31 protein-coding genes are annotated in these 26,994 nt (G+C 38.5%); 22 read left to right on the top strand and 9 right to left on the bottom strand.

The features are described 5' to 3' along the window. Nucleotides 1-7: 7 nt before the first annotated feature. The gene (mqnE, locus tag I5J82_RS12725) at nt 8-1,105 is read right to left on the bottom strand and encodes an aminofutalosine synthase MqnE (protein ID WP_198768152.1); all 1,098 of its coding nucleotides are present in this window, start codon (nt 1,103-1,105) and stop codon (nt 8-10) included. A 311-nt stretch (nt 1,106-1,416) separates the two neighbouring features. On the opposite strand from mqnE, the gene I5J82_RS12720 reads away from it, so the two are divergent. Both I5J82_RS12720 and I5J82_RS12715 read left to right on the top strand, forming a co-directional pair. Then, nucleotides 1,417-1,596, top strand: a complete 180-nt coding sequence (locus I5J82_RS12720) for an aspartyl-phosphate phosphatase Spo0E family protein (protein WP_198768151.1) — start codon at nt 1,417-1,419, stop codon at nt 1,594-1,596. 79 nt (nt 1,597-1,675) lie between these two features. Further along, entirely contained in the window at nt 1,676-2,032 is a 357-nt protein-coding gene (locus I5J82_RS12715) for a HesB/IscA family protein (protein ID WP_198768150.1), read from the top strand. A gap of 58 nt (nt 2,033-2,090) precedes the next feature. Here I5J82_RS12715 and I5J82_RS12710 read toward each other — a convergent pair whose 3' ends face one another. The 3 genes from I5J82_RS12710 to I5J82_RS12700 all read right to left on the bottom strand — a co-directional run bounded on the left by I5J82_RS12710 (nt 2,091) and on the right by I5J82_RS12700 (nt 3,621). Beyond that, nucleotides 2,091-2,252, bottom strand: coding sequence for a hypothetical protein (locus tag I5J82_RS12710; RefSeq protein WP_198768149.1), 162 nt, complete (start codon nt 2,250-2,252; stop codon nt 2,091-2,093). 139 nt (nt 2,253-2,391) lie between these two features. Continuing rightward, nucleotides 2,392-2,565: a hypothetical protein gene (locus I5J82_RS12705; RefSeq protein ID WP_198768148.1), complete on the bottom strand. Its 174-nt coding sequence runs from the start codon at nt 2,563-2,565 to the stop codon at nt 2,392-2,394. A 78-nt stretch (nt 2,566-2,643) separates the two neighbouring features. After that, nucleotides 2,644-3,621, bottom strand: coding sequence for an NAD(P)/FAD-dependent oxidoreductase (locus I5J82_RS12700; protein WP_198768147.1), 978 nt, complete (start codon nt 3,619-3,621; stop codon nt 2,644-2,646). A 375-nt stretch (nt 3,622-3,996) separates the two neighbouring features. Between I5J82_RS12700 and I5J82_RS12695 the strand changes: the two genes are divergently transcribed. From I5J82_RS12695 to I5J82_RS12675, 5 genes are all read left to right on the top strand, one after another. After that, the gene (locus I5J82_RS12695; RefSeq protein WP_066397232.1) at nt 3,997-5,196 is read left to right on the top strand and encodes an NAD(P)/FAD-dependent oxidoreductase; all 1,200 of its coding nucleotides are present in this window, start codon (nt 3,997-3,999) and stop codon (nt 5,194-5,196) included. A 77-nt stretch (nt 5,197-5,273) separates the two neighbouring features. Further along, nucleotides 5,274-5,756, top strand: coding sequence for an NUDIX domain-containing protein (locus I5J82_RS12690; protein ID WP_198768146.1), 483 nt, complete (start codon nt 5,274-5,276; stop codon nt 5,754-5,756). A gap of 251 nt (nt 5,757-6,007) precedes the next feature. Beyond that, on the top strand, nt 6,008-6,139 hold the full coding sequence (locus I5J82_RS12685) for a YuiA family protein (RefSeq protein WP_198768145.1): 132 nt from the start codon (nt 6,008-6,010) through the stop codon (nt 6,137-6,139). Nucleotides 6,140-6,220: 81 nt separating this feature from the next. Continuing rightward, a complete protein-coding gene (locus I5J82_RS12680; protein ID WP_198768144.1) occupies nt 6,221-6,544 on the top strand; it encodes a YuiB family protein in 324 nt (107 codons plus the stop codon). A gap of 111 nt (nt 6,545-6,655) precedes the next feature. Beyond that, the gene (locus I5J82_RS12675) at nt 6,656-7,336 is read left to right on the top strand and encodes a 3D domain-containing protein (RefSeq protein WP_233096476.1); all 681 of its coding nucleotides are present in this window, start codon (nt 6,656-6,658) and stop codon (nt 7,334-7,336) included. Between the two features lie 14 nt (nt 7,337-7,350). On the opposite strand, the gene I5J82_RS12670 is transcribed toward I5J82_RS12675, so the two are convergent. Both I5J82_RS12670 and I5J82_RS12665 read right to left on the bottom strand, forming a co-directional pair. After that, nucleotides 7,351-8,181: a cobalamin-binding protein gene (locus tag I5J82_RS12670; protein WP_198768143.1), complete on the bottom strand. Its 831-nt coding sequence runs from the start codon at nt 8,179-8,181 to the stop codon at nt 7,351-7,353. 13 nt (nt 8,182-8,194) lie between these two features. Then, on the bottom strand, nt 8,195-8,677 hold the full coding sequence (locus I5J82_RS12665) for a divergent PAP2 family protein (RefSeq protein ID WP_198768142.1): 483 nt from the start codon (nt 8,675-8,677) through the stop codon (nt 8,195-8,197). Between the two features lie 116 nt (nt 8,678-8,793). On the opposite strand from I5J82_RS12665, the gene I5J82_RS12660 reads away from it, so the two are divergent. The 4 genes from I5J82_RS12660 (at nt 8,794) to I5J82_RS12645 (ending at nt 12,445) form a co-directional block, all read left to right on the top strand. Continuing rightward, nucleotides 8,794-9,171 carry a DUF309 domain-containing protein gene (locus I5J82_RS12660; RefSeq protein ID WP_198768141.1) on the top strand — a complete coding sequence of 126 codons (378 nt, stop codon included), beginning with the start codon at nt 8,794-8,796 and terminating at the stop codon, nt 9,169-9,171. A gap of 81 nt (nt 9,172-9,252) precedes the next feature. Beyond that, a complete protein-coding gene (locus I5J82_RS12655; RefSeq protein ID WP_198768140.1) occupies nt 9,253-10,740 on the top strand; it encodes a leucyl aminopeptidase in 1,488 nt (495 codons plus the stop codon). Nucleotides 10,741-10,890: 150 nt separating this feature from the next. Next, the gene (locus tag I5J82_RS12650) at nt 10,891-12,207 is read left to right on the top strand and encodes a Na+/H+ antiporter family protein (protein WP_198768139.1); all 1,317 of its coding nucleotides are present in this window, start codon (nt 10,891-10,893) and stop codon (nt 12,205-12,207) included. An 88-nt stretch (nt 12,208-12,295) separates the two neighbouring features. Then, the gene (locus I5J82_RS12645; protein WP_198768138.1) at nt 12,296-12,445 is read left to right on the top strand and encodes a hypothetical protein; all 150 of its coding nucleotides are present in this window, start codon (nt 12,296-12,298) and stop codon (nt 12,443-12,445) included. Between the two features lie 47 nt (nt 12,446-12,492). Here I5J82_RS12645 and I5J82_RS12640 read toward each other — a convergent pair whose 3' ends face one another. After that, the gene (locus tag I5J82_RS12640; RefSeq protein ID WP_332873657.1) at nt 12,493-13,617 is read right to left on the bottom strand and encodes a CapA family protein; all 1,125 of its coding nucleotides are present in this window, start codon (nt 13,615-13,617) and stop codon (nt 12,493-12,495) included. 148 nt (nt 13,618-13,765) lie between these two features. On the opposite strand from I5J82_RS12640, the gene kynU reads away from it, so the two are divergent. The 4 genes from kynU (at nt 13,766) to I5J82_RS12620 (ending at nt 17,269) form a co-directional block, all read left to right on the top strand. Beyond that, nucleotides 13,766-15,037: a kynureninase gene (kynU, locus tag I5J82_RS12635; RefSeq protein WP_198768136.1), complete on the top strand. Its 1,272-nt coding sequence runs from the start codon at nt 13,766-13,768 to the stop codon at nt 15,035-15,037. A gap of 12 nt (nt 15,038-15,049) precedes the next feature. Then, a complete protein-coding gene (kynB, locus tag I5J82_RS12630; RefSeq protein WP_198768135.1) occupies nt 15,050-15,676 on the top strand; it encodes an arylformamidase in 627 nt (208 codons plus the stop codon). A gap of 153 nt (nt 15,677-15,829) precedes the next feature. Next, on the top strand, nt 15,830-16,123 hold the full coding sequence (locus I5J82_RS12625) for a hypothetical protein (protein ID WP_198768134.1): 294 nt from the start codon (nt 15,830-15,832) through the stop codon (nt 16,121-16,123). A gap of 12 nt (nt 16,124-16,135) precedes the next feature. Next, on the top strand, nt 16,136-17,269 hold the full coding sequence (locus I5J82_RS12620; RefSeq protein ID WP_198768133.1) for a conserved virulence factor C family protein: 1,134 nt from the start codon (nt 16,136-16,138) through the stop codon (nt 17,267-17,269). A gap of 66 nt (nt 17,270-17,335) precedes the next feature. Here I5J82_RS12620 and I5J82_RS12615 read toward each other — a convergent pair whose 3' ends face one another. Then, complete coding sequence (locus tag I5J82_RS12615) at nt 17,336-18,220, bottom strand: alpha/beta fold hydrolase (protein ID WP_198768132.1); 885 nt, start codon at nt 18,218-18,220, stop codon at nt 17,336-17,338. 383 nt (nt 18,221-18,603) lie between these two features. Here I5J82_RS12615 and I5J82_RS12610 point away from each other — a divergent pair, with 383 nt between their 5' ends. From I5J82_RS12610 to yugI, 4 genes are all read left to right on the top strand, one after another. After that, nucleotides 18,604-18,759, top strand: coding sequence for a sporulation protein YjcZ (locus tag I5J82_RS12610; RefSeq protein WP_198768131.1), 156 nt, complete (start codon nt 18,604-18,606; stop codon nt 18,757-18,759). A gap of 473 nt (nt 18,760-19,232) precedes the next feature. Beyond that, the gene (locus tag I5J82_RS12605) at nt 19,233-20,615 is read left to right on the top strand and encodes a class II fumarate hydratase (protein ID WP_198768130.1); all 1,383 of its coding nucleotides are present in this window, start codon (nt 19,233-19,235) and stop codon (nt 20,613-20,615) included. Nucleotides 20,616-20,845: 230 nt separating this feature from the next. Beyond that, nucleotides 20,846-22,762 carry an asparagine synthase (glutamine-hydrolyzing) gene (gene asnB, locus I5J82_RS12600; RefSeq protein WP_198768129.1) on the top strand — a complete coding sequence of 639 codons (1,917 nt, stop codon included), beginning with the start codon at nt 20,846-20,848 and terminating at the stop codon, nt 22,760-22,762. An 80-nt stretch (nt 22,763-22,842) separates the two neighbouring features. Then, entirely contained in the window at nt 22,843-23,262 is a 420-nt protein-coding gene (gene yugI / locus I5J82_RS12595) for a S1 domain-containing post-transcriptional regulator GSP13 (protein WP_198768128.1), read from the top strand. Between the two features lie 40 nt (nt 23,263-23,302). Here the strand turns inward: yugI and I5J82_RS12590 are convergent, their stop codons facing one another. Continuing rightward, on the bottom strand, nt 23,303-23,539 hold the full coding sequence (locus I5J82_RS12590; protein WP_198768127.1) for a DUF378 domain-containing protein: 237 nt from the start codon (nt 23,537-23,539) through the stop codon (nt 23,303-23,305). A 196-nt stretch (nt 23,540-23,735) separates the two neighbouring features. Between I5J82_RS12590 and I5J82_RS12585 the strand changes: the two genes are divergently transcribed. The 3 genes from I5J82_RS12585 to I5J82_RS12575 all read left to right on the top strand — a co-directional run bounded on the left by I5J82_RS12585 (nt 23,736) and on the right by I5J82_RS12575 (nt 26,991). Then, nucleotides 23,736-24,899, top strand: a complete 1,164-nt coding sequence (locus I5J82_RS12585) for an iron-containing alcohol dehydrogenase (RefSeq protein ID WP_198768126.1) — start codon at nt 23,736-23,738, stop codon at nt 24,897-24,899. Nucleotides 24,900-25,109: 210 nt separating this feature from the next. Next, entirely contained in the window at nt 25,110-26,459 is a 1,350-nt protein-coding gene (locus I5J82_RS12580) for a glucose-6-phosphate isomerase (protein ID WP_198768125.1), read from the top strand. A 127-nt stretch (nt 26,460-26,586) separates the two neighbouring features. Next, nucleotides 26,587-26,991 carry a YugN-like family protein gene (locus I5J82_RS12575; protein WP_198768124.1) on the top strand — a complete coding sequence of 135 codons (405 nt, stop codon included), beginning with the start codon at nt 26,587-26,589 and terminating at the stop codon, nt 26,989-26,991. Nucleotides 26,992-26,994: the final 3 nt, after the last annotated feature.

The raw sequence follows: 26,994 nt of genomic DNA, 5'->3' as shown, positions 1-26,994 counted from the left end.
ACTTTTTTTAGTATTTTTGAATGATGTTATAGAATGTATCACGTTCTACAGGAACTTTGTTAGCTGTTTTGATCAAGTGAACAAGTTCTTTACGTGTTATTCCTGATGACGTTAGTGCTCCTACAGCGTGAGAGATACGTTCTTCGATCAACGTTCCGTGAATGTCACTAGAACCGAACGTTAATGCCATCTGAGTTAACTGAACACCAATGTTGATCCAATAGGCTTTAACGTGATCAAAGTTATCTAACATAAGTCGGCTGATCGCGATGGTTCTCATATCATCAAAAGCTGATGTTCTTCTCATCAATCCCATGGATTGTGTCCGAGGCTGCATAGCTAGCGGAATAAATACCATGAATCCGTTCGTTGAATCTTGAAGTTGACGTAAACGATCCATATGGATGAGACGTTCTTCTTTTGTCTCAATAGATCCGTACAACATTGTAGCATGTGTTTTTAATCCTAGACCATGAGCGATTTCATGTGCTTCTAACCATTGATCAGTCGAAGCTTTGTCTGGGCTCATTTTTAAACGGTAGCGTTCTGTAAGAATCTCAGCACCACCACCAGGCATCGTATCAAGACCCGCTTTAATTAGTTCTTCTAATACTTCTTTCATTGAAAGTCCAGCAATTCTAGAGAAGAATTCGATCTCAGCACCTGTATATGCTTTAACCGTAACTTGCGGATAATGTTTCTTTAAAGTACGAATCGTATCAAGATAATAATCAAATGGTACTTCGTGATTATGACCACCTACGATATGAAACTCTCGAATGTTATCGTTCCAGCGTTTTTCAACATAACTCAGAAGCTGCTCATCGTTCATCGTATAAGCGCCTTCTTCACCAGGCTTGCGTTTAAATCCACAGAAGCTGCAAGTAGCTTCACAAACGTTAGTCGGGTTGATATATAAGTTCTCAATGAAATAAACGTGGTCGCCGTTCTTTCGGGTGTTCACCTCGTTTGCTAATGAAGCAACGCTTAACAGATCATTGGTTTCATATAGGTATAATCCGTCTTCAATAGAAAGACGCTCACCATGATTAACTTTTTCAGCGATTGCCTCCATGCGCGTGTCTAGCGTTAGTATATTTGCCATTTCTAATCCCCCTAATTTTTCAAATGAAATGTTCGGATGATGTACACATTTTTTTAAGAGAAAGGCATGAAGCGACACTCTCTCTTTACCAAATTTATACGAATACATATGTATTACGGAAAATCAATACATGTCTTAATTGCATAATCATTATAATCCTATTCAAACTTTACGACAAGGGAAGCTACTTTTCACAAATATTTTGTACATAAAAAGTTTGTTTTTTTACTAGCGATTCATTGTCTAATAAATAGAAAAAATGTAAAATAAAAGGAACGAGCATGTTGAAAACGAAGAGTGGAGTGACGAAAATGAAAGCCACAATACCAGCCGCTAGACTTGAAAAGATCGAACAATTAGAGGCATTGCGTAATAAAATGATACAGGCGGCTAACGCGTTAGGTCTGCAGCATCCAATGGTGTTAAATTATAGTAGAAAAATTGATGAGACACATAATAAGATTATGGAGATGCAGCAGAAAGACAATTAATTAAAAAGCCAATTCCTTGAGGGCTTATTTAAGAGTCGTTATACTATAGATATAGATCCTTATTAGAGGAGTGATCACGATGATCGTTGAAATAACAGAAAGTGCAGCGAGTAGAATTAAAGAAATGCTTGCTGATGAAGAAGATCAAAATCAATTTCTCCGTGTAGCGGTTAAAGGCGGCGGATGTACAGGTCTTTCTTATGGTATGGGTTTTGATAGTGATAAAAGTGACTCAGACCGAGAAGAGATGATTGAAGGAATCCGAGTGGTTGTGGATGAAGAAAGTGCAAAAGTACTAAAAGGAACGGTGGTCGACTTTAAACAGAACATGATGGGTGGAGGGTTTACGATTACAAACCCGAACGCAATCGCATCATGCGGCTGTGGATCTTCTTTCCGAACAGCAACAAACGCTGGAACACCAGAAGAGTGTTAAATGAAATAACGTTAAAAGCTCCTGCTTCTAGAAAATAAGAGGCAGGAGCTTTTTTTAGCTATAGAATATTAAAGATAAAAAGTACACCAAGTATATCTGATAAAACAGCAGCACCGATAAGTAAAAATTTCCTTTGTTTTCGATGCTCTCTTAAACCAAACGGCATTAGAAATGTACCAAGGATAAAGAAAACAATTCCAAGTATTAAGTTAGTTTCCATTATGTAATTCTCCTTATCTAAAAAGGATAAAAGAAAACCCGGTGCGCCAACACCGGGTAAAAAATCAATATCAGTCAGCGGCACTTGTCCGCCTCAAATACAATAATAACAGATAGGACGTTTGCTATCCATAAGCAATTTATTCCACCGTGTATTTTTCTAGGTCTTGCAATAACTTCGTTAAACGTGGAAGTTCTCTTTTCGTATCTTCAAGAAAGGATTCGTCAGTGATGTGTAGCTGATTGATGATCCTTTGCATTTCTTGAAGGCAGTCAGCAACATGCATTTCTTCTTCAGTAAATTGTCTGTTCATTTCTACTATCTCCTTTTAAACCATAGATGCTTAATTGAAATTAAAAAGGCGCAGGAGCTTCCCCGCGCCTACTAAAGTTTAGAATAAGCTAGTACTGTGTAAAGGTTGAGTCTTTGCGTTTGGATCGATATATGATTTTGCATTGTTAATTGCCGTAGGTGCTTCACCAAAACCTGAAGCGATCAATTTTACTTTGCCATCATACGTACATACATCACCAGCAGCATATATGCCTTTTATATTTGTTTCCATTTTTGAATTAACGACGATTGAATTCTTTTGAATATCTAAGCCCCATGTTTTAATTGGACCGAGGGATGAGATGAAACCATAGTTTACGATAACAGCATCCACTTCAACTGTCTCTTTAACATCTCCATTTTCTAGAACTACAGCTGAGATATTCTCTCCATCACCTATCAACTCCGTTATTTGATAAGGCGTTTTAACCGCAACTTTAGAATTCATTAACTGCTCGACACTATGTTCATGAGCACGAAACTTATCGCGTCTGTGTGTTAAGGTGATTTCTGGACAAATAGGCTCAAGCATTAATGACCAGTCTAGAGCAGAATCTCCTCCACCACAAACTAAAACGCGCTTTCCAGCAAAAGCGTTCAGATCACTTACGAAATAATGCAAGTTTTTTCCTTCGTATTGTTGAGCAGTGGCCAGTTCTAAACGACGTGGCTGAAATGCACCTACGCCAGCCGTAATTAATACTGCTTTGCTGTAATGAACATTTTTATCTGTTGTTAGCTCGAAGATTTCTTCATTCTTTTCTACGTTTTGAACCGACTCTTCTAAGACCACTGTTGGGTTAAACTGCATCGCTTGCTCTTTAAGGTTATTAACGAGATCTTGAGCAAGTACTTTAGGAAATCCAGCAACATCATATATGTACTTTTCAGGATAAAGAGCAGATAACTGACCGCCAAGTTGAGGCATGCTCTCAATAATTTTCACCTTCATCTGACGCATGCCACCATAGAATGCAGCAAACAAGCCTGAAGGTCCTCCACCAATAATCGTGATATCGTATATTTCTTTTGTCATAACTTTCACCTCTTCTAGATTTATGACTGATGAACATGAAATATGTTCTGACCAGAACGTGCTATCTCTCATTTTACATTCTTGAAGGAAGTCTAAAGTCCTCTTTTTGTTTTGTAGATTTTGACAATGTAAACAAGGAAAAAGAGGGCACTTCACAATAGAAATTGAAACATCATCATAACGAAAAAGGGGTTGAAAAAACAAGAGAAAAGGAATAAGATGAGAGTGTATGGTTAAAAAATGTCGAAATTTCGAACGTTTTTTGCATTTATTTATATCTTATTACGTGAAATATATCACAATCTATTCCTTTCCATCATATTTAATGATTGAAAAGGTCAAACTAAAAAAAATGAGAACTGGAAGTGAATTTAAATGAGTAAGCCAAAAATTCTAATATTAGGCGGCGGCTACGGCGGAATCATGTCAGCTGTACGTTTACAAAAAGAGCTAGGTTCAGACGAAGCTGAGATCACGTTAGTAAACAAGCACAACTATCATTACCAAACAACGTGGCTTCATGAGAACGCAGCGGGTACATTACATCATGACAAAACACGTATCATGATCGATAACATCATCGACATGAACAAAGTGAACTTTGTTCAAGATACGGTTAAAGAAATCAAAAAAGATGAGAAGCTTGTTATCTTAGATAATCAAGAATTAACATACGACTACTTAATAATTGCTCTCGGTTCTGACCCTGAAACTTTCGGTATTCAAGGTCTTAAAGAGAATGCATTCAGCATTCGCAGCATCAACTCTGTTCGTAAAATTCGCGAGCATATCGACTATTCATTCGCTCGTTACAACAACGAAGGACAACCTGATGAACTTATTACAATCGTAGTAGGTGGAGCAGGATTTACAGGAATCGAATTCGTTGGAGAACTGGCTGATCGTGTTCCTGAATTATGCCGCGAATATGATATTCCTCGTGAAAAAGTTCGTATCGTAAATATTGAAGCTGCTCCAACAGTACTTCCTGGATTTGATGAAGAACTTGTTGAGTATGCAATCAATAACTTAGAACGCCGTGGCGTTGAATTCCTTGTAAGCACGCCGATCAAAGAGTGTAATGAAGATGGTGTAATTCTTGCAAATGGTGAAGAGATTAAAGCAGCTACAATCGTTTGGACTGGTGGAGTTCGCGGTAACCACCTAGTTGAAGAAGCTGGATTCGAAACGATGCGCGGACGTGTGAAAGTTGACAAAGACCTTCGCATGCCTGGATTTGATTATATTTTTGTTGCAGGAGACTGTGCACTTATTATTGATGAAGAGGCAAACCGTCCATATCCTCCAACAGCTCAAATCGCGATTCAACAAGCTTACACAATCGGCCGTAACATTAAAGCATTGATGAACGGTGGCAAGCTAGAAGAATTTAAGCCTGATATTAAAGGTACAGTTGCGTCCCTTGGTAAAGGTGAAGCGATTGGTAAAGTAGGAAACAAGAAATTATTCGGTGCAACTGCATCTGCAATGAAAAAAGTAATCGATAACCGTTACCTGTTCTTACTAGGTGGGGTTCCGATGGTTATTAAAAAAGGAAAATTAAAACTGTTTTAATGGATAGTGGTAAACTAAGAACAGGAGCGTAAAGCTTCTGTTCTTTTTTATTACATAGAGAAAGGGCGAGCGCGCGGATGACAAAAAAAGACAGGGGAAACGTTTGGCTTGCGGCTGCTGGCCTACTGATCGACGAGAATGGAAGATGGCTTGTCGTGAAAAAGAATTACGGCGGGCTTAAGGGCAAATGGTCTATTCCAGCTGGCTTTGTAGATGCTGGAGAGACGGTTGACGAGGCAGCTGTTCGAGAAGTTTATGAAGAGACAGGCATCGTTGGAGAAGTCACTACAATACTTGGTATCCGCTCAGGTGTTATCAAAGAGACGATTAGTGATAATATGGTTGTTTTTTTATTGAGAAAAAAGCATGGAGATCTTTCACAACATTCAAGTGAAATTGAAACAGCTGCTCTTATGACGCCTGAAGAACTACGAGCCGATCCTGATACTTCATTAATGATTCATTACTTTATGGATAGGAAAGTGAAGTTTTTAGAAGATAAAATCAATCCTGGAGACGTATTCGGTTATACGACTTATAAGGTGATGGATTGTAGATAAATAATTGATACATATAAAAAGATTTTTGATCAGAGCGTTTTAAAAAAAGCTCTGATCGTCTTTGTACAGCTCTTTAGAATCGATATTAAACAAGTGATAACAAAAATGTACGAAATATTCTGATAATTAAAGAATGTTCATGATGTTTACGCTTACATTGGAGTATTTCGCTTTAAAATCGGTTTTTCATTCTCTCATTTCCTTGTTATTATTATCTGAAAATTTAAACAAAAAAGAGGGAGTGTTACAACATGAGAAAACATGCGATTCAGAAAAAACATGATCATTGTCCATACTGTGAGGGAAAGGGTTACTTTCAGCTCTTGCTTGGAGGATCTGAAACGTGTGTGGAATGCTCTGGAAGCGGTAAAAAAAGAGCTTAAAATCGTAACGCTCTCAAACACGATTGACGTATATGCCCCCGTTTAGTAAACTAACCTCAGATATATGGGGGTGTCTACATCATGGATTTGCTATTGCCGCAATTCATTATTTCAATGTTGCTTTTTATGGTTCTATTCTTTGGAATCGGTTTCTTGTTTAACATGCTTTTACGTGCTACTTGGTTTATGGTTATTTTATATCCAGTAGTCGTCATTATGATTGTAGATGACATTCGGTTTTTCGAGTATTTTACAAAGCCAGGTACGAGCTTTCAGCTACTTGGAAGTGATCTTCTGAATTTGTCAGCATCAGATATTACAATACTTGCTTGTGGATTGATTGGTGCAATTCTATCGGGAGTTGCCATTAAGATGCTACGAGTGCGCGGTTATCAGATGTTTTAAAAGCCCCTAATTTAGGGGTTTTTTTATTTGCACTTTTTTTCCTTTTATTTCAAACGGGTATACATAACAACTAGCCGGGGAAGGAATAGATAGGAGAGGAGTGAACAATTTTTGTTGATTTTAAGAAAAATTGTAAAAAGAACAACCATCGTTATCCTATTTATTTGTGCAATATTTACAACATTTCGTTCCATTTCTGGTGTGGAGGCAGATGATCTAGCAACTTGGCTAAATGACAAACAGTCAGATAATAAGATTGTTGAAGCTACACTTAGTGTTTTAACAGAGTCGTTGAAGACTTTGCCTACAATCTATAGCCCTAACTTGATGCTTTCATCTGCTGAAGTGAAGAAACGATCCATTGAAGATGAGATAGACTTTTCTAAATATCCATCAGTTAATGTTACAGCAACAGGCTATACGGCAGGTCATGAGAGTACAGGGAAAACGAAAAGTCATCCTGCATACGGAATCACAAAATCAGGGTTAAAGGTAAGAAGAGACCTCTATTCTACCATTGCAGCAGATCCTTCAATCTTTCCAATTGGTACCGTTCTATGGATTCCAGGGTATGGATATGGAGTAGTTGCTGATACAGGATCAGCCATTAAAGGGAACAGGTTAGATCTGTTTTACAATACGGTAGACGAAGTATATCAAGAATGGGGCAAGAAGAATATAGACGTGTATATTGTCGAGCGTGGTAACGGTAAGATTACAGAAAATGAACTAAATAATCTTAACGAAGAAAAGTCCATGCAAGTGTTTAGGCAGCAATACTTATATAAATGATAAAAGCTTCAGGTTTAAGTGACCTGAAGCTTCTTTATATAGCTTTCTTCTTCCTCTGGTAAGAAAGCAGGGTAATCATTAGGATGAATAAGTGCAGCTAACCGTTTCATGCCAATTAATAATCGTGGTGAGGGGCGACAAAAGAGGGACTCTTCAAGTTTGAAAATCTTTGTACGAATATTAGCCTCTAAATGGTCCCAGCCCTCTCTCTTTTTTATATGGGAAATCTGCATCTTTTCTGTTTTGACACCGACCCAAACCATTCCTATGATATCTGGCTTACGGCTGACCACATCTTCCCACGATGTTTGTACACTTGCCAGTTCCACGTCTTGAAACAGGTTTTCTCCGCCAGCAAGATAAGCGACCTCTGAGAGCCAGTTCACTTTACCAGGTGTAAAGATGGGCTTCGGCCACCATTCAAAATACACTTTTTTTCTATTTTTTATGGAGTTACTTATTTTCTCGTAGTGAGCGATCTCATTCTTCATCCATTCCGTTACTTTTTTAGCTTCTGCTAACTTATCTGTTCTCTTACCCAAATCGAAGAGATCATTCTGGATATCAGTAAGACTTTGTGGATTATAAATGACATGTGGAATATTGCGCCGTTCTAATTCCTCTATGTTTTTCTCCATACCGGGTACACTCAAACTAGCTAATACAAGATCGGGTGCTAGAGATTGAAGATTATCCATGTCAATCGATAGATCTGGACCTAAACGCGGTAGCTTTTGAATTTCGTCTGGCCAATCCGAAAAATCATCGACACCGACTAACTCTGAAGTTAATCCTAAATAATGCAACAGTTCTGTGTTACTTGGGCAAATTGAAATAATTCTCAAAAAGAAGAACCTCCTATGATATAAACAACCATGATAAGAGTAGTGTTTGAAGAATTCCAAGAAGTCCGCCAAAGAATACCTCACTAGGACGATGTCCGAGAAGTTCTTTCAATTCTTTCCTTTGTTCTTCCACCTTTTTTTCTTGAAATCTTTCTGATTCCCTCACGTGGTTTCTGAATTCTTCTACTAAGTCATTCAATACGGCTGCTTGTTCTCCTGCATGCCAACGAATACCTTTTGCATCGTACATGACGATGATCGCAAACATGGCAGCGATGGCGAAGAGAGTTGAACCAGTGCCGTGTAAGGCTCCAACGGCTGTTGCTAATGAAGTGACAGAAGCCGAATGTGAACTAGGCATTCCTCCTGTACTAATAAATAACTCCCATCTGATTTTTCTAGTATGATAAAAATGTATAGGAATTTTTAAGAATTGTGCAGAAAATACACCAAGTAAAGCTGCAATTAATGGGAAATTCAATAGAATATCTGGCATGAGGATTATCCTTTCAATATGGTGGTTTATAGTATGGCTGTTTTAGATAGTTGTTACCCGATTTAGGACCAGTTCAATCTTTGCAAGACATTGAACGAAAGAGGGAGGTTTCAAGAATGGAGTATTTTCCCGAGGAGTATTACGAATTTTTTATTGTATTTAACGATGGAGATTATTACACAGGCCACGATCTATTAGAAGCAGTGTGGCTCACAGACCGCAGTAACTTGTTTATCAAGGGGTTACTGCAGATGACGGTATCTCTCTATCATTATGAATATGGAAATCTTAAAGGAGCCAGACAAATGATGAGGGTGGCCAAAGAGTATCTAACACCGTATAAACCAACCTATTGGCAGTTAAATGTGGAGAGAGTACTAATGTTTATTGATCATTGTCTTAGAGTTATCCCTAGCCATCCAGATAGGGTAAAATTTGAAGAAGTCGTACAGCTGCCAGTGCTTCCAAAACTTTATTTGAATTTAGAAGAATAAAGCATCGTGAATTCGAAATATTCTAAAAGAAAGAGTATAATGAAAGGCAGAGCTTTATAACGAAGAAGGGGGAACTTTAACATGTTTATGATTAAACAACATTGGAATACTAGCGAACAAGAAGAAGTCCTACTGGTCGGTTTATTTCAAGAACCAAAACTTACTGGTGTAATGGCAGAAATGGATCATGAATTAAAAGGAACAATTACTGATCTTATAAAAGAAGGCGATTTATCAAATCGCTTCAAAAGCATTAAAAAGCTTAATACGTTAGGTCAGCTTGGAACGAAAAGAATCTATTTTGCAGGTTTAGGTAAGCGCGAAGATTTTACGTATGACAAGGCTAGAAGCTCATTCGGAAGAGCAGTGCAAGAAATCACAAAAGAAAAGAGAACGCATTTTTCTGTATTGCTGGATACGTTCCATACGGATCAACTTCCTATGGAAAAGCTTGCCCATGCTTTTAGTGAAGCAGCTGGTACCGCTGTTTATAAATTTGAAGACTACAAAAAGAAAACAAATGAACCGCAAAAACGGTTAGAATCTATAACTGTTTATACGGAAAAGAGTGAGACTGAAGCAGGATTAACGAGCGGTTTTGCTTATGCGAAAGGAATCAACTTCGCTCGAGATCTTGTAAACACACCAGCGAATCTTCTTACACCTACAGATCTTGCTGCTGAGGCAATTGATGTGGCGCTCGAATATGGCATGGAATATGAGATCCTTGAAAAAGAAGACATGGAAAAGCTGGGAATGGGAGCGATACTGGCTGTTAGTAAAGGATCAGATCAGCTTCCAAAGTTAATCACGGTAAAATATCAAGGCGGCAAAAAGGAAGATTCGTATGTTGCTTTAGTAGGAAAAGGATTAACCTTTGATGCCGGCGGTTATTCGATCAAACCAGCTTTAAACATGCATGAGATGAAGAGCGATATGGGTGGAAGTGCGGCTGTATTAGGGGCGATGGAGGCGATCGGCCGTCTAAAGCCCGAGATCAATATCATGTTTGTAATTCCTTCCTCAGAAAACTTGATCAATGGAGAGGCTATGAAGCCAGGAGATGTGATCACTTCGCTGAGTGGAAAGACAATTGAAGTTCGCAATACGGATGCAGAAGGACGTCTCATACTAGCCGATGCGATTACGTATGCAAAGGAACAAGGAGCAAAATATATTGTTGACGTTGCCACTTTAACTGGCGGAGTTGTTGTTGCGCTAGGAGATTGTACTACAGGGGCCCTAACAAACGATGAAGAGTTCTATGAACATATTAAGAATTCTGCAGCTGATGAAGCAGAATTATTGTGGCTTCTTCCAAGTTTTCAGCCATTTAAAGATATGCTAAAAACAAGTGATGTTGCTGACCTTAACAACTCAACAGGCAGACTTGGTCATGCCATTACAGGTGGATTGTTTGTAGGAGAGTTTGCTGAGAATACGCCTTGGGTCCACTTGGATATCGCAGGTACCGCCTATTCTGGAAAATCCACAGAGTTAGGTCCAAAAGGAGCAACTGGTGTTATGGTCCGAACACTAGTTAACTTCGTAAGAAACTTTAAAGCGTAATAGTTAGGATAAAAACTGGTTCTCTCTGTTGAGAGCCAGTTTTTGTTTTGTGTTTGACAAAATCCCTTTATCCATGTTAATTTGTTAAAGGTTTAGTATATTAGTGATTTAGCGAAATAAAGCAATAAAGTTATTTGAGGAGGAAATAAAATGAATGCTGTGGTATTAGCGGTAGCTGTTATGCTAGTACTTAGCCTTTTACGTATACATGTTGTTGTAGCCTTGCTAATTGGTGCTCTAACTGGCGGGCTTTTTGCAGGAATGAGTTTAACAGACACGATAACAGTATTTACAGAAGGATTAAGTTCGAATGCGGTCATAGCTTTAAGTTATGCGTTATTAGGAAGTTTTGCAGTGGCATTATCTCGAACGGGACTTCCAGAGTTGATGGTAAAAAGTGCTATTCGACTTGTAAGTAAAGAAGGAGAAACCAAAAGGAAATCTTTATCTAAAGTTCTCATATTGTTTATTATTTTAATGATTTCTTCTTTTTCTCAAAACTTGATACCTGTTCACATTGCGATCATACCAATCTTTATTCCACCACTTTTACACGTCTTAAATGAATTAGAGATAGATAGAAGACTTGTAGCAACTGTGATTACTTTTGGTCTTATCACACCTTACATGTGGTTTCCGGTTGGGTTTGGAGGAATATTCCATGAAATCCTTCAAACAAATATGAAAGACAGCGGATTAACGATTCAACTAGACCAAATTCCATCTGCAATGACCATTCCATCTCTCGGGATGATTGTAGGTCTTGGAATTGCGTTTTTCAGCTATCGTAAACCGCGAAAATATGAGAACAGAAAAGTTGGAACAGCGACTGATGAAGATGTAATCTATACCAAACGTTCTATTATCGTAGCAATCTTATCAGTACTGGCTACATTAACTGTTCAACTGCAGACAGATTCTATGATTTTCGGTGCACTATCAGGAATAATTGTTCTTTATTTTAGCGGACAATTAAAGCTGAATTCTTCAGATGCTCTTTTAACTGAAGGAATGAAAATGATGTCTTACATCGGATTTGTTATGATTGCTGCTGCCGGTTTTGCTGCTGTAATGCGAGAAACTGGTGAAGTAGAAACTTTAGTAAAGGAAAGTGCAGCATTAATCGGGAACTCCACTGCGCTTGGTGTCCTGCTAATGCTTGTCATCGGTTTGCTCGTTACGATGGGGATCGGTTCGTCATTTTCAACTATACCAATCATCACGACGATTTTTGTTCCACTTTCTGCAGAAATAGGTTTGAGTGTGATGGCAACAATTTCTGTTATCGGAACAGCTGCAGCGTTAGGGGATGCGGGTTCTCCTGCGTCAGACAGTACACTTGGACCTACATCAGGTTTAAATGTGGACAATCAGCATAATCACATCTGGGATACATGTGTCCCAACTTTTCTTCATTATAACCTGCCAGTAATTGCATTTGGCTTTATTGCTGCGATGGTATTATAACGATTTGTAGAGACAGATTCTAAATTAGGATCTGTCTTTTATTATTTTTGAGAAAAATACACATGCTAAAAAATAAGGAGGGAACGACATGACAAAACGTAAACACTCTTGGGACGCAGCAGCGAAAAACAACTCAACACCAACAGAAAGCATGACAGACGTAGAGTTTTCTGATGAAAAATTTAGTGATGAACTACCAAAAAGAGATACACAAAGCCCAAGATCAAAAGGAAAGTAAAAGAAGCTGACTCCTATAAAAATAGGAGTCAGCTTCTTTTTTGAAGATTATTCAAAGAAAGTAAGTTCCGGAACCCATTGCTTCATGTGTGTTTTTATTTCTTCATAAGACTTTCTCATTGCAGGTAAGTCTTTCATTGGACGAATCACAAATGGTTGATCTACATAGGTTGGCAGAAATTTCGGTTGGGATAATTCGATGGTTTTTTTCGTTCCTTTTTGTCGCTTGGTTACCTTCAGTTGAACGATTCCACCGATGTCTTTATATTCACGTCTTTGACCGGATAAGAAATTCCCGAGAGAATAAGCGACGAACGTTTTTGAGCCGTCACTTGCCGTCTCCCATTTTACAGGTTGCAAAACGTGTGGGTGGTGACCGATGATGATGTCTCCACCGGCTTCGGTTACTACTTTCACGATATTCTTTTGAAACTCATTCGGCATTCTTTCATACTCGTTTCCGAAATGAAGAGAAACAACATTAACATCCGATAACTTTTTAGCCTCATTAATGTCTCGCTTGATTCGTTCTACTTCGATTAGATTGACAAGATGATTCTTTCCGGCAGGTACTGGTATTCCGTTCGTTCCATATGTATAGCTTAAAAAGGATACTGTAATTTCATTCCTTTTAATCAGTCGGATATTTTGCCGATCCTTATCCGTTAAATACGCACCCGTATACATCACATCAATTTGATTCCAATAATTTAAAGCACTGATGATCGCTTTTTCTCCCCGGTCAAGTGTATGGTTATTCGCTAACGTTACAAGATCTACCCCATTTGCTTTTAACGCATCTCCGACTTCATGCGGTGAATTGAAAGAGGGGTAGGATGATAGACCGAGCTTTGTACCACCAATCATTGTTTCTTGGTTCGCTATCGTAATATCAGGCTGGGTCAAATATGATTTTACTGAGGTGAAGTTACGATTAAAATCATATCCTTTTGCTGTTTTAGCTTTATTATAGACCGTATCATGAATTAAGATGTCACCAACCGCCGCAAGTGTAAGACTTGATGATTGTGCCTCAGGTTGAGGAGGAATCGGCTCTGTCTTTATTTCTTTTGGCGCTGCTGTATTTTGTTGCTTCGGTATCTTTTTTTCTTCTACCGTTTGTAAATCTGCGTTATTATACATATATATAAAAGCGATTGTCGAAAAGAACACGATTACAATTCCTGTGAACCACCAAAGTCGTTTCAGTGGTAGCACCCCCTTTTTGTCTATCATAATGGAAGAAGTGGGGATATGTATATGTCAAATTACTCTGTATTGAAAACGGTTCCAATTCTTGCATTCGGGAGGAAAGTACAAAATGAGACAAATCACAGCGCAAACAGTAGAACAAATGGATCAAAATGATGAACTAGCTATCTTTAAAAAAGAGTTCTATACAAAAGATGATTCGATCTATCTAGATGGAAACTCGCTAGGTCTTCTTTCTAAACGTGCAGAACAATCTTTGTTTGATGTATTAAATGACTGGAAAGAGCATGGGATAGATGGCTGGATGGGTGGTAGATACCCTTGGTTTACTCTAAGTGAAAAACTAGCAGAAAAGCTATCTTTACTCGTTGGGGCTGAAGAGAAAGAAGTAATCGTTACAGGGTCAACTACAGTAAACCTTCATCAATTGGTCGCTACCTTTTTTGAACCGAAAGAGGGAAGAACGAAGATATTAGCAGATGAACTCACTTTTCCTTCTGACATATACGGATTGCAGAGTCAATTAAAATTAAAAGGTCTAGATTCTGAGACTGATTTGATTCAAGTAGGAAGCAAGAATGGATTAACGCTTGATGAACAAGATATCGTTGATAAGATGACGGAGGATGTCGCACTTATTTTACTTCCTTCTGTTCTTTATAGAAGCGGACAATTATTAGATATAGAACGTTTAACGCGTGAAGCGCACAAAAGAAATATACCGATTGGTTTCGATCTTTGTCACTCAATCGGAGCTCTTCCTCACGAACTAAGTAAATGGGGAGTTGATTTTGCTTTTTGGTGCAATTACAAATATGTAAACGCTGGACCAGGCGGAGTCGGTGGATTGTATGTGAATAAGAAGCATTTTTCGAAAACGCCTGGGCTTTCTGGCTGGTTTGGCAGTAAAAAAGAAACGCAGTTTGATATGGATCACCACTTTGATGCGGAGAATTCTGCTGGTGGTTTTCAAATTGGAACACCGCATATGCTGAGCACAGCGCCATTGATCGGATCGTTATCTATTTTTGAAGAAGCCAAGATCGACCGAATTCGTACGAAATCTTTAAGATTAACGACTCTGCTCATGGACTTGTTGAATCAAGAGATCGAAAATGAGTTTGCGATCGTAAATCCCCTTGACGATAAAAGAAGAGGTGGACATGTGGCTCTTATGCACAATGATGCTGCGAGAATTTGCAAGGCATTAAAAGAAAATGGCATCGTTCCAGATTTTAGAGCACCTAACATTATTCGTTTAGCCCCTGTGGCACTGTATAACTCTTATCGTGATGTATTTGAAGCCGTCCAGATCTTAAGTAAGATTATGAAGAATCGTGAATATGAGAAGTATGAAAATAAAAGAGAAGTAATTGCGTAAGGAGTGGTAGTTATGAAATTATATGATATTTCTATGCCGCTTTACAACGGGGTACCGGGATGGCCAGGGGATACACCGTATCACTTCGATCTTGCTTGGACGAAAGAGGACTCTGGTTCAGTTAACGTTGGGAAGTTGAAGATGAGTACGCACACGGGTACACATATTGATGCGCCTTACCACTTTAAAAGTAGTGGTGAAAGAGTCGGTGGGTTGCACCTTGACTTATATGTAGGCCGAGCAGTTGTCATTGATGTGACGAATACGGAAGTGATAACCGTTGAGATTTTGAAAAACAAACTACAAGTTGGTACGAAACGAGTCTTGTTTAAAACAAGATGCTGGAAAGATCGTTCCGTGTTTCCGAAAGAAATTGTGCCTCTGTCACCAGAAGTTGTACCATTTCTTAGCGAATGCGGAGTAGGATTGGTCGGTGTAGATATGCCATCCGTCGATCCTTTAGATAGCAAGGAGCTCGGAGCGCATCATGCTCTGTATGAGCACAACATTCATATTTTGGAAGGTCTTGTATTAGATGAGGTTCCTGAAGGAGAATATGAACTCGTTGCACTTCCACTTGCACTTGAAGAGGCAGACGGAAGTCCTGTGAGAGCTATACTTAGAGAACTAACCAAATAACAAACATAGAAATGCAAACACGAAACACTGTGTTTGTTTTTCTTTTGTAAAAATAGGGTATTTTTTACCTTCTTCATTATAGAACCTGCATGTTTTGAGATTTTATCTATTGTTCCTTATAATAGATAAGAGATATTTACTTGGAGGACAGCTATGTACAAATATGGATTCACAAATTATTTTGAAGGAAGCTTACATTTTACAGGACATGATGTCGTTCAGGTTGGACATTGGACAAATGTATATATTTCTTTTGAAATCAAGAATGTTGAAATTTTACCTGACGGACTCCATGAGCCGAGTGCTTTAGCTGTCTATGATGGAAATGGTGAGCTACAAGAAATCATTGCTCACGATGAGGGTGTCGATTGTGAATATAAGTTTACGGATGAAGAAAAGAAACAGATCAACGACTATCTGCTACAAATAGATTTAAAACATGAATAGGAGTGAGTGAAGATGAAAATTACAGGAATTGAACCAACTCCAAGTCCAAATTCAATGAAGATTAATCTGTCCGAAACACTACCAGGAACCGAGCGTTACAACTATACAAAAGATGATGCAGAGGATGCTCCCGCATTCATTCAGGAGATCCTCAAAGTGGATGGAGTAAAAAGCATCTATCATGTTGCAGATTTTATAGCGTTAGAACGAAACTCGCGTGCGAAATGGGAAGATGTATTGTCAGGAGTTAGAGCTGTTTTTGGTCAGGAAGAAGAATTAAATGAAACCTCTGATCAACAAGCTAAACAAGAGGATGAGATAAAAGAAATTACGGTTCTTGTTCAGATGTTTAGAGGTCTTCCTATGCAGATTAAACTTAAAACCGAGCAAGAAGAAAGAAGAGTCGGTCTTGCAGAACGATTTGCTAAAGCCGCACTAGAGGCACAAGATTCTTCCGATAACCTTGTGATGGAACGACAATGGGAAGAACAAGGAGTTCGTTATGGTACGTTTGAACAAGTAGGCAGTGAAGTGGCTGAAGAGCTATCTGCAGTCTATCCGCAAGAACGTTTAGATCAATTAGTGAAACAAGCTTATAGCTCAAACCCCGATCAAGAGGTTGAGGTCGAAACACTTTCTACTTCAGAAGTGGCGCAACAACTTCGTAATGCTGATTGGCAGACGCGTTATGCCGCATTAGAAAGAATAAATCCATCTATTGATGATGTTATGGTACTGAAACAGGCTTTAAAAGATGAAAAGCCTTCTATCAGACGTTTGGCTGTCGTTTACTTAGGAATGATTGAAGATGAAGCTGTGTTACCTCTTCTCTACCTAGCTCTTCAAGATAAGAATGTATCGGTAAGACGAACAGCTGGTGATGCTTTATCTGATCTAGGAAATGCAAAAGCAATACCTGTTATGTGTGATGCATTATCCGATAAAAACAAACTTGTAAGATGGAGAGCTGCTCGCTTCTTATTTGAAGTAGGCGACGAGACAGCACTACCTGCTTTAAAAGCAGCTCAAGATGATCCTGAGTTTGAAGTATCTCTACAAGTCAAAATTGCGATAGAACGTATCCAAAGCGGGGAAGAAGCAGCTGGTACAGTGTGGCAACAGATGACAAAGAGTCGTGAACAGTAAAAAAGAGGCTGAGCCTGTGAATACATGGCTTTAGCCTCTTTTGTTTATGAAATAAATTGAACAGGATTAAGAAGTTTCTTGTTGAAACGCAGTACCTTGCGTAACACCTTCTTCGATAAAACGATTGATCTCACTGCATATTTCTTGCGGTTTTTCTTCCATCAGCAGATGACCGCACTTTTCATAGACGATAAGTTCAGCGTTTGGTAAATCGTGTTTTAAACGATACCCCGTTTTAACGGGCATCACTTTGTCCTCTTTGCCCCATAGCATCAAAACGGGCTGTTCAATCTGATTTAGATCCTGAGAGCACATATCGCCTTCTCGTTGACGTAACAACCTGATCAAAGAATGGGTGAAAGCTACTTCGCTAATCGGTTTCTTATAGCTTTCAATCATTTCTTCCGTAACGAGCTTTGAGTCATGTAAGACAGAAAGTAAGTTTTCTTTTACATCTTTCCTTTGAATCCAGTTGCGCATACCCCAAGTAAATAACGGTAGATAAGAGCATGCGATTAAAGACCGGCTAGCTCTTTTTACGTATGAACAACAGCCGAGAAGAATTAGTTTTTCAATTCGTTTCGGAGACTTCTTAGCAGCATGCATAGAGATCTGGCCACCCATAGAATGTCCGATCAAAATCGCGTTTTGAATGTTTAATTTATCTAATAAATCGATAATCAGTTGTCCATAATTAGAAAGTTTATAGATAAAACTCGTCGATTTTTCACTCTGCCCAAACCCTGGGAGATCAAGAGAAATGACTTTATATGTTTTCGTTAAATAAGGAAGCAATTTTCTAAAGCTAATTGTAGAAGATAAAAATCCATGAACGAGAACTACCACTTTCGCATCCGGATCTTCATGATCGAAGTATTCATAATAAATTTGAACACCATTAACACTTATTCGATATCCTGGAGAAAAAATATGATTTTCATTAACAGCCATGAATGCCTTACCTCCGTCCGCAGAATTCTATGAGTAGTTTCACCAAACAACCCTTAAGATACAATGAGAAATTATTTCCTCTTTGAAAGAAGTTGATTTCCACTCCAGGTTGCTCGCTTTCCATGGGGCGAACGGTGAGCCCCTTGCCGCTTTGCTCCGTTAAGGGTCTCACCTGACCGCTCGTCCCATAGGAGTCGGCAACCCTACGCTCCAATCAACTTGCATAGAAGAGAATGGAAAAACAATCGATAACTTGCCTAAAAAAACTTATAAAAGGAATGAAAAGCTAAAATTTGTGCGTTTGCCTCTATTCCTCTTTACCCACTTCGTACATATTTTAATAAGGAGTAAGAACGCATAAAGAAATAAGAGGAGGTAGCAGGATGGCATTTCCATATTATCCTTACTATACCCCGTATGCTTACGGAGCGTACGGTTATGGCGGCTATGGTTACGGTTGGGTCTGGGCTGTAGTAATTATAGTGTTTATTCTCATCTTGATATTTGGTGGCTGGTGGTGGTGGAACACTAGAGATTAACAGATTAAGGCTTGGAGGTAGGGTCTTCAGGCCTTTTTTTGCTTAAGTATGGATGAACGGTTATGCGGGGATAATGAAAGAAAAAATGGAGAGATGTTATGCATAGTCGACAAACAGTCCGCTACATCTGCGAAGAATACGTAAGCGGAAACTGTTATTATTACAAAAGTGAAATCATTACACATGATAACTGGAAAAATCTTGACTCCCTTTCCTGGTCAAGGCCCCGTCCAATATCTAAAAAGACCTTTCTCAAGCAGAAGAAAGCAGGATATACAATTGAGCACAAGTTCATAAAAAAAGAACCTGCTGTGGTCGTTTCGCTGCACAAAACAAAAACCGTCTAAATTGGCGGTTTTTTTGTTATGTAAAGTTGTGGTCGAGTAAGTAAAGGTAAGCGATTACTGGAAAAGGGTTACATCTTTTTTAAGAAGGGGATACAGAAGGTAAGGATACTTGAGGAGGTAGGGATTTTGGATAACTTTCGAATTGCCAAAGATACATTGGGAGAAGTGAAGGTCCCAAAAGACGCATATTATGGAGCTCAAACACAACGAGCGGTTGAGAATTTTCCAATCAGCGGTATTCGGTTACCGTTCTCTTTCATAAAAGCACAAGCCATTATCAAAGCTAGTGCAGCATTCGCCAATAAAGAATGTAAGGCATTGAATGATGAAAAAGCGAATGCCATAATTTCAGCAGCTGATGAAGTAATAAACGGAGAGTGGAGAGATCAATTTGTTGTAGATGCCTATCAAGCGGGAGCTGGAACTTCTCAAAATATGAACATGAATGAGGTTCTAGCTTCACGTGCTTCTGAAATATTAGGCGGGAAAAAAGGCGATTATTCACTTGTTCATCCAAATGATGATGTTAATATGTCACAATCTACCAATGATACCATTCCGACAGCTATACAGATTTCTGTAGCATCTGAACTTCAAACAAGGCTTTATCCTGCCCTTAACCGACTGAATAAAGTCTTAAGAGAAAAGGAAATGGAGTTTCATGAGATTATAAAAGCAGGCAGAACACATTTACAGGATGCTGTTCCTATTCGATTAGGAAGTGAATTCAAAGGTTATAGAGGAACTCTAGAGTCGGTACAGCATGCTCTAGAACACTCGGAGAACTCTTTATATGCCTTGGGGTTGGGTGGAAATGCAGTAGGAACAGGTATCAATGCTCACCCTGATTATGCACAACTTGCCATCAAACAGATCGCTCAAAAAACGAATCTGCCGTTTACACAAAGTGACAATACATATGCGTTTATGCAGAATACGAATGCAGCGATTCGAGTAAGCGGCCATTTAAAAGAACTAGCTGTTCACCTTATAAAAATATCAAGTGATCTTAGATTGTTAAGCAGTGGTCCTCGAACAGGATTGGCAGAGATCACGCTGCCCGCTGTTCAGCCAGGATCATCAATCATGCCAGGCAAGATCAACCCAGTCATATTAGAAAATATGTATATGATCTGTTCACAAGTGATAGGCAATGATGCATGTGTATCTACAGCAGCAATCGGAAGTCAGCTAGAGATCAATGCAATGATGCCTGTAATTGGTTTTAATGTGCTTCAATCCATCACGATCTTAAGTAACGGAATCTCAATATTTACAGAAAGATGTTTAAAAGGTATTAAAGCTAATGAAGAGAATATTCAAAATTGGCTCGAGCAGAGTCTTTCACTTGTAACCGCACTGAATCCTCACATTGGATATGAAAAAGCAGCTGCTGTAGCAAAAGAAAGTTTTGAAACCGGTCAGACATTAAAAGCAGTTCTTGTATCAAAAAAAATCTTATCTAAAGAAGAAGCTGACCGAATCTTAGACCCGAATTCAATGATTTAGAAAGGTTATTGTAACTTTTAAATCGCTTTTCTCGACAAATATAGTACAGATTTCTTGTTTTTCATTTTATTAACAAAAAAGTAGTGAAGTATGGAATTGCCGGAGTTATAATAGAGAAGTTCATTCACATATAAAGGGAATTAATTAATATTCTGGAAAACCAATTAGTTAACTTGGTTTAATAAATGAAAAGTGGACATTTGAACTGTTTTTTGGGGAGGAACTGGAAAATGTGCGGTTTTATTGGATATATGTTAAACGCGCCTGAGACGGTAGAACAAAAAGAAACTGAACAACTAATCAATATGACAAATATCATTACTCATAGAGGTCCAGATGATAGTGGTCATTTTGTAGATCAATATGTTCGTTTTGGATTTCGCCGCCTGAGCATCATTGATATCGAAAGTGGTAAACAACCCCTTTCATACGAGGATGACCGCTATTGGATTATCTTTAACGGTGAAATATATAATTATGTTGAAATAAGAAAAGACTTAGAAGAAAAAGGTTATCGTTTTAAAACACACTCAGATACTGAAGTTATTCTTGCTTTATTTAGCGATAGAAGAGAAAAAGCTTTTACTGAACTTCGAGGAATGTTTGGTTTTTTAATCTGGGATAAAGAAAAGAAAGAGCTTTATGGGGCACGAGACCGTTTTGGGATCAAACCTTTCTTCTATCTAGAGGATGAGGAAGGTTTGTACTGTGCTTCCGAAAAGAAAAGTATTACGGTTGTTAAGGAAAAACAAGTAGTCGATGCTGAAGCACTTCACCATTATCTAACATATCAATTCGTGCCGGAGCCTATGACCTTAACAAAGGGAATTAAAAAGCTTGAACCTGGCCATTATTTTGTAAAAAAAGCTGGCAGACCCATTTCGATTCATTCGTATTGGAAGCCTAGTTTTAAACCTAGTAACATGACGCTTGAAGAAGCGAAAGAGGAAATTCGTTCTGTTATGCGTGATTCAGTAAAAGTTCATATGCGTTCTGACGTTCCAGTAGGGGCTTTCCTGTCTGGAGGAATAGACTCCAGTGCAATCGTCGCTTTAGCAAGTGAACTGCATCCATCGCTAAAAACGTTTACGGTTGGATTCGAAAGAGAAGGGTTTAGTGAGATCGATGTGGCTGTTCAAACTGCGGCTGCATTAAATGTTGAGAATATCCACTATCTCGTTAAACCCCAGGAATTTATAAAAGAACTTCCAAAAATTATTTGGCATATGGATGATCCAGTAGCTGATCCAGCAGCAGTTCCTCTGTATTTTGTCGCACGCGAAGCAGCAAAACACGTGACGGTTGTACTTTCAGGTGAAGGCGCTGATGAGTTGTTTGGAGGATATAACATCTATCATGAGCCTCACTCATTAAGACATCTTTCTACATTGCCCAAAGGTGTTGCAAAAGGACTAGCAGCCATTGCGAGCATTTTGCCTGAAGGTGTTAAAGGGAAGAGCTTCGTGCAGCGTGGAAGTATGACAATTGAAGAGCGATACATTGGTAATGCGAAAATGTTCTCAGAGAATGAAAAAAGTAAGCTCTTAAAAGAATATCGACCTGCTTACAACTACAAAAATGTAACAAAGCCATTGTATGATCAAGCGAGAGCTTTTCACGATGTTCATAAAATGCAATATATTGATCTGCATACTTGGATGAGAGGCGATATCCTCGTTAAAGCTGACAAGATGACAATGGCTCATTCGTTAGAGCTAAGGGTACCCTTCCTGGATAAAGAAGTATTCGATGTTGCTTCAAGATTGCACCCTAGTCTTACAGTTACGAATGGAACAACAAAATACGCCTTAAGAGAAGCGATGAACGGAATCGTTCCTGATTCTGTGCTGCATCGCCGTAAATTAGGATTCCCTGTTCCAATTCGACATTGGTTAAAAAATGAGATGTACGATTGGGCTAAACACCTCATCCATACGAGCCATACCGAACAATATCTTAATAAAGATGTGGTATTGGATCTATTGGAAGGGCACCGTAGTGGCAGAGGGGATTATAGCAGAAAAATATGGACAGTACTCATGTTCATGCTATGGCATCAAATAAATATTGAGAAAACCTATCGCTTTGGTGAAGACCTGACACCGAAGCATGATCAAATTCTTGAAATGACGGTCTCAAGTCAATAAAACACTCTCTTTATTAGTTTTGCTTGTACGATTTAGTTATGTTATACTTAACAGGTTAAAAAATAGTTAGGAGTGTTTTCATGAATTTTGAAGTAGGTAGCATTGTTGAAGGTAAAGTTACAGGCATTAAGCCTTTTGGTGCGTTCGTTGCATTAAATGATAATGTACAAGGTCTTGTACACATCTCTGAAGTTTCACATGGTTTCGTTAAAGATATTAACGATGCATTGAGTGTTGGTGACGTTGTGTCAGTAAAGGTTCTTTCTGTTGACGAAGACAGCAAGAAAATTTCACTGTCCATCCGACAAACACAGGAAGCTCCAGCTCCTGCACCTAAAAAAGAACGCCGTCCTGGTGGATTCAACAACAATAACAAAAAGAGCAACACAAGCAATCAAGACGCTAACAAAGGTTTCAACACTCTTGAAGCAAAACTTAAAGACTGGTTGAAAGAGTCTACAGATCGTCAGGCTCAACTAAACAAGCGCCTTAAAAAGTAATAAAAAACCTCTCGATTGAGAGGTTTTTTTTTATATAAAATTATACACGATTATGTTCTGTATGGCCTTCACGACTAAGTTCTTCAGAAGGTTTAAACAATAATGTTAAACAATATAGACCTGAAAGACCTACTAAGCCATAAACGATTCGGGCAAGAGCGGTGTCTTGACCTCCAAAAATAGCGGCCACTAAATCGAATTGAAAGAATCCAATCAGACCCCAATTTATAGCTCCAATGATAACCAAAGCAAGTGCGAATCGCTGTAATCCACTCATGTCATTTCCTCCTCTTTATATGAATAGACAAGCTTCTTTAGGGTGTCTTTTATTGCCTTTATTTATTCATTCCCCAATTATGTAGCATGAAACAAAGAAATAAAACACATGCTAGTATTCGGTAAGCTAATTACTTTACATTACATTTCATGTCCCACATAATACGGATTAAACGAAGTAAGAAGGAGAGATTTTGATGAACGAATATATATATTACAATCCAACTCGATTAGTATTTGGTAAAAATCAAATTCAAACGCTAAAGGACGAATTAGGGAAATTCGGAAAAAAAGTCCTCGTAGTTTACGGTGGAGGAAGCATAAAACGAAACGGTTTGTATGATGAAGTCATGAATGAGCTAAATAAGATGGATGCAGAGGTTAGTGAGCTTTCAGGTGTGGAACCGAACCCTAGAGTGTCTACAGTTCGCAAGGGTGTAGAAATCTGTAAAGAAAAAGGCATCGATGTATTATTAGCCGTTGGTGGCGGAAGTGTAATTGACTGCACAAAGGCAATTGCAGCTGGGGCGAAATATGACGGGGATGTTTGGGATATCATTACTTTAAAAGCTCAAGTAGAAGATGCACTTCCTTTTGGAACAGTTCTTACGCTTGCTGCAACTGGATCTGAAATGAATTCAGGTTCAGTTATTACGAACTGGGAAACGCAAGAGAAGTATGGTTGGGGTAGTCCAATTGTGTTCCCTAAATTTTCAATTTTAGATCCGACTTATACGTTCTCAGTACCTAAAGATCAAACGATTTATGGAATTGTTGATATGATGTCGCACGTATTCGAACAATATTTCCATAACGCGACAAACACACCACTACAAGATCGCTTTGCAGAATCTATTCTACTAACAGTAATGGAAACCGCACCTAAGCTTCTAAATGATCTTGAGAACTATGAGTTGCGTGAAACAATTCTTTACAACGGAACGATGGCATTAAACGGTACACTTCAAATGGGTGTTCGAGGTGATTGGGGAAGTCATAATATTGAACATGCGGTTTCAGCAGTCTATGATATTCCGCATGCTGGCGGCTTAGCTATCCTATTCCCTAACTGGATGAGACATAATGTGGATACGAATGTTGCTCGCTTTAAGCAGCTTGCTGTTCGAGTGTTTAACGTTGATACAGAAGGTAAATCGGATAAAGAAGTAGCTCTTGAAGGAATTGATCGTCTTTCTGCGTTCTGGACGTCTCTTGGAGCTCCTAATGCTCTTAAGGACTATGATATTGATGATTCCAAACTGGACCTTATTGCAGATAAAGCAATGGCAAGAGGTGAGTTTGGGAACTTTAAGAAGCAAAATAAAGAAGACGTATTAAACATTTTAAGAATGTCTTTGTAAAAATTTGTTCTTGAAAATTGATTTTCATTTGATGTAAATGTATGAAATGGTTAGCCATATAAAAAGAGGGGAGTCGCCCTTCTATTTATATGGCTGCTTTTTGAATATTTCGTCTTTTGCAAAGAAACCGATTACATTTGTCTGGTTTCTTGATTTGGTCCTTGTACTTGTATAAAGTGAAAGAATAATGATGTTCTAGGAGGCTTACATATGACAAAAAAGCTTAGTTTTGATTATAGCAAGGCCCTTTCTTTTATTGGTCAGCATGAAGTAGATTATCTGACAGGTGCGGTAAAAACGGCTCATGAAGCAATTCATGAAAAAACAGGTGCAGGGAATGACTTTCTTGGCTGGGTTGACCTTCCTGAAAACTACGACCGTGAAGAATTTAGCCGTATCGTAAAAAGTGCGGAAAAAATTAAAAGTGATTCTGATGTATTGATCGTTGTTGGAATCGGTGGTTCTTACTTAGGAGCACGTGCAGCGATTGAAATGTTAAATCATTCCTTTTATAACCTTTTAGCAAAAGAAGACCGCAAGACTCCTCAAGTATTCTTTGCTGGACAGAACATTTCTTCAACATATGTCAAAGAACTTTTTGATGTATTAAAAGATAAAGATGTATCTGTAAACGTAATTTCTAAATCTGGGACAACGACTGAACCAGCGATCGCGTTCCGTATCTTTAGAAAGTTCTTAGAAGAAAAATACGGAAAAGATGAGGCGCGTAAACGTATTTATGCAACGACTGACAAAGCTCAGGGTGCATTAAAAACACTTGCGAACGAAGAGGGTTATGAATCCTTTATTATTCCTGATGATGTTGGTGGACGCTATTCAGTGCTAACTGCTGTTGGTCTATTACCGATCGCAGTAAGTGGAGTGGATATTGAAGAGATGATGAACGGTGCGAAAGAAGCTGCAGCTGACTTCAACAATCCAAACCTTGCAGAGAACCAAGCTTATCAATATGCTGCTGTTCGTAACGCTCTTTATAATAAAGGCAAAACCATCGAATTAATGGTAAACTACGAGCCAGGTCTTCACTATGTGTCTGAATGGTGGAAACAGCTTTACGGTGAAAGTGAAGGGAAAGACTACAAAGGGATCTATCCAGCATCAGTGGACTTTACTACAGATCTTCACTCAATGGGACAATACGTTCAAGAAGGTCGTCGTGATTTATTTGAAACCGTGTTATACGTAGATCAAGCACGTGAAGAAATCACGATTGAAGAAGATGATCAGAATTTGGATAAACTTAATTTCTTAGCAGGTCAGACGATGGACTTTGTTAACAAAAAAGCTTTCCAAGGAACGATGCTTGCTCATACCGATGGTGGAGTTCCTAACTTAGTTGTAAGTATTCCTGAAATGACACCTTATCATTTTGGTTATATGGTCTACTTCTTTGAAAAAGCATGTGCGGTGAGTGGATACTTGTTAGGTGTAAACCCATTCGATCAACCAGGAGTAGAAGCATACAAGAAGAACATGTTTGCTTTACTAGGTAAACCTGGATTTGAAAAAGAAAAAGAAGAATTAGAAAAACGTCTATAATCATTTTTAAAAGCCTGACTTCAGCAATCGTTGAGTCAGGTTTTTTTATATTTTTCTAAAATAAAGCTCAAATAATCTTATCTTGATTTGGAAACGCTAAGAAATAGATTAGGAAGGGGTGACGATCATGAAACCGATAAAAAGCAGTCTTGAAAATGAGTGTTGTGCACTGAATGAAGCTGAAGATGTATTGAAAGGTTTGGGCTTCTCTTACGGAGGAAACTGGGATTATGATCATGGATATTTTGATTATAAGCTTGATGATGAAGTGGGATACACGTTCTTAAGAATTCCTTTTAAAGCTATCGATGGACAGTTAGATAAAAAAGATACGACTATACAATTTGGTGAACCCTTTTTGTTGGCTCACAAATATCAGGTAGGGCTTGATGATAATGCTGAAACAGGGAACATCTCAGGAAGTTTTAATCAATTTTCAGAACCACAAGATCCCGATGCAACGGTTGATCAAAAGTGGATTGGCATCGCCAAAGATTTAGTGAAAAAGGTAGAAACAGCTGTTTTAAATTAAAAA

The sequence above is a fragment of the Fictibacillus halophilus genome (assembly GCF_016401385.1).
Taxonomy (GTDB): Bacteria; Bacillota; Bacilli; order Bacillales; family Fictibacillaceae; genus Fictibacillus; species Fictibacillus halophilus.
The sequence above is the reverse complement of the archived record's forward strand: the minus strand, read 5'-3'. Positions and strand labels throughout refer to the sequence as shown.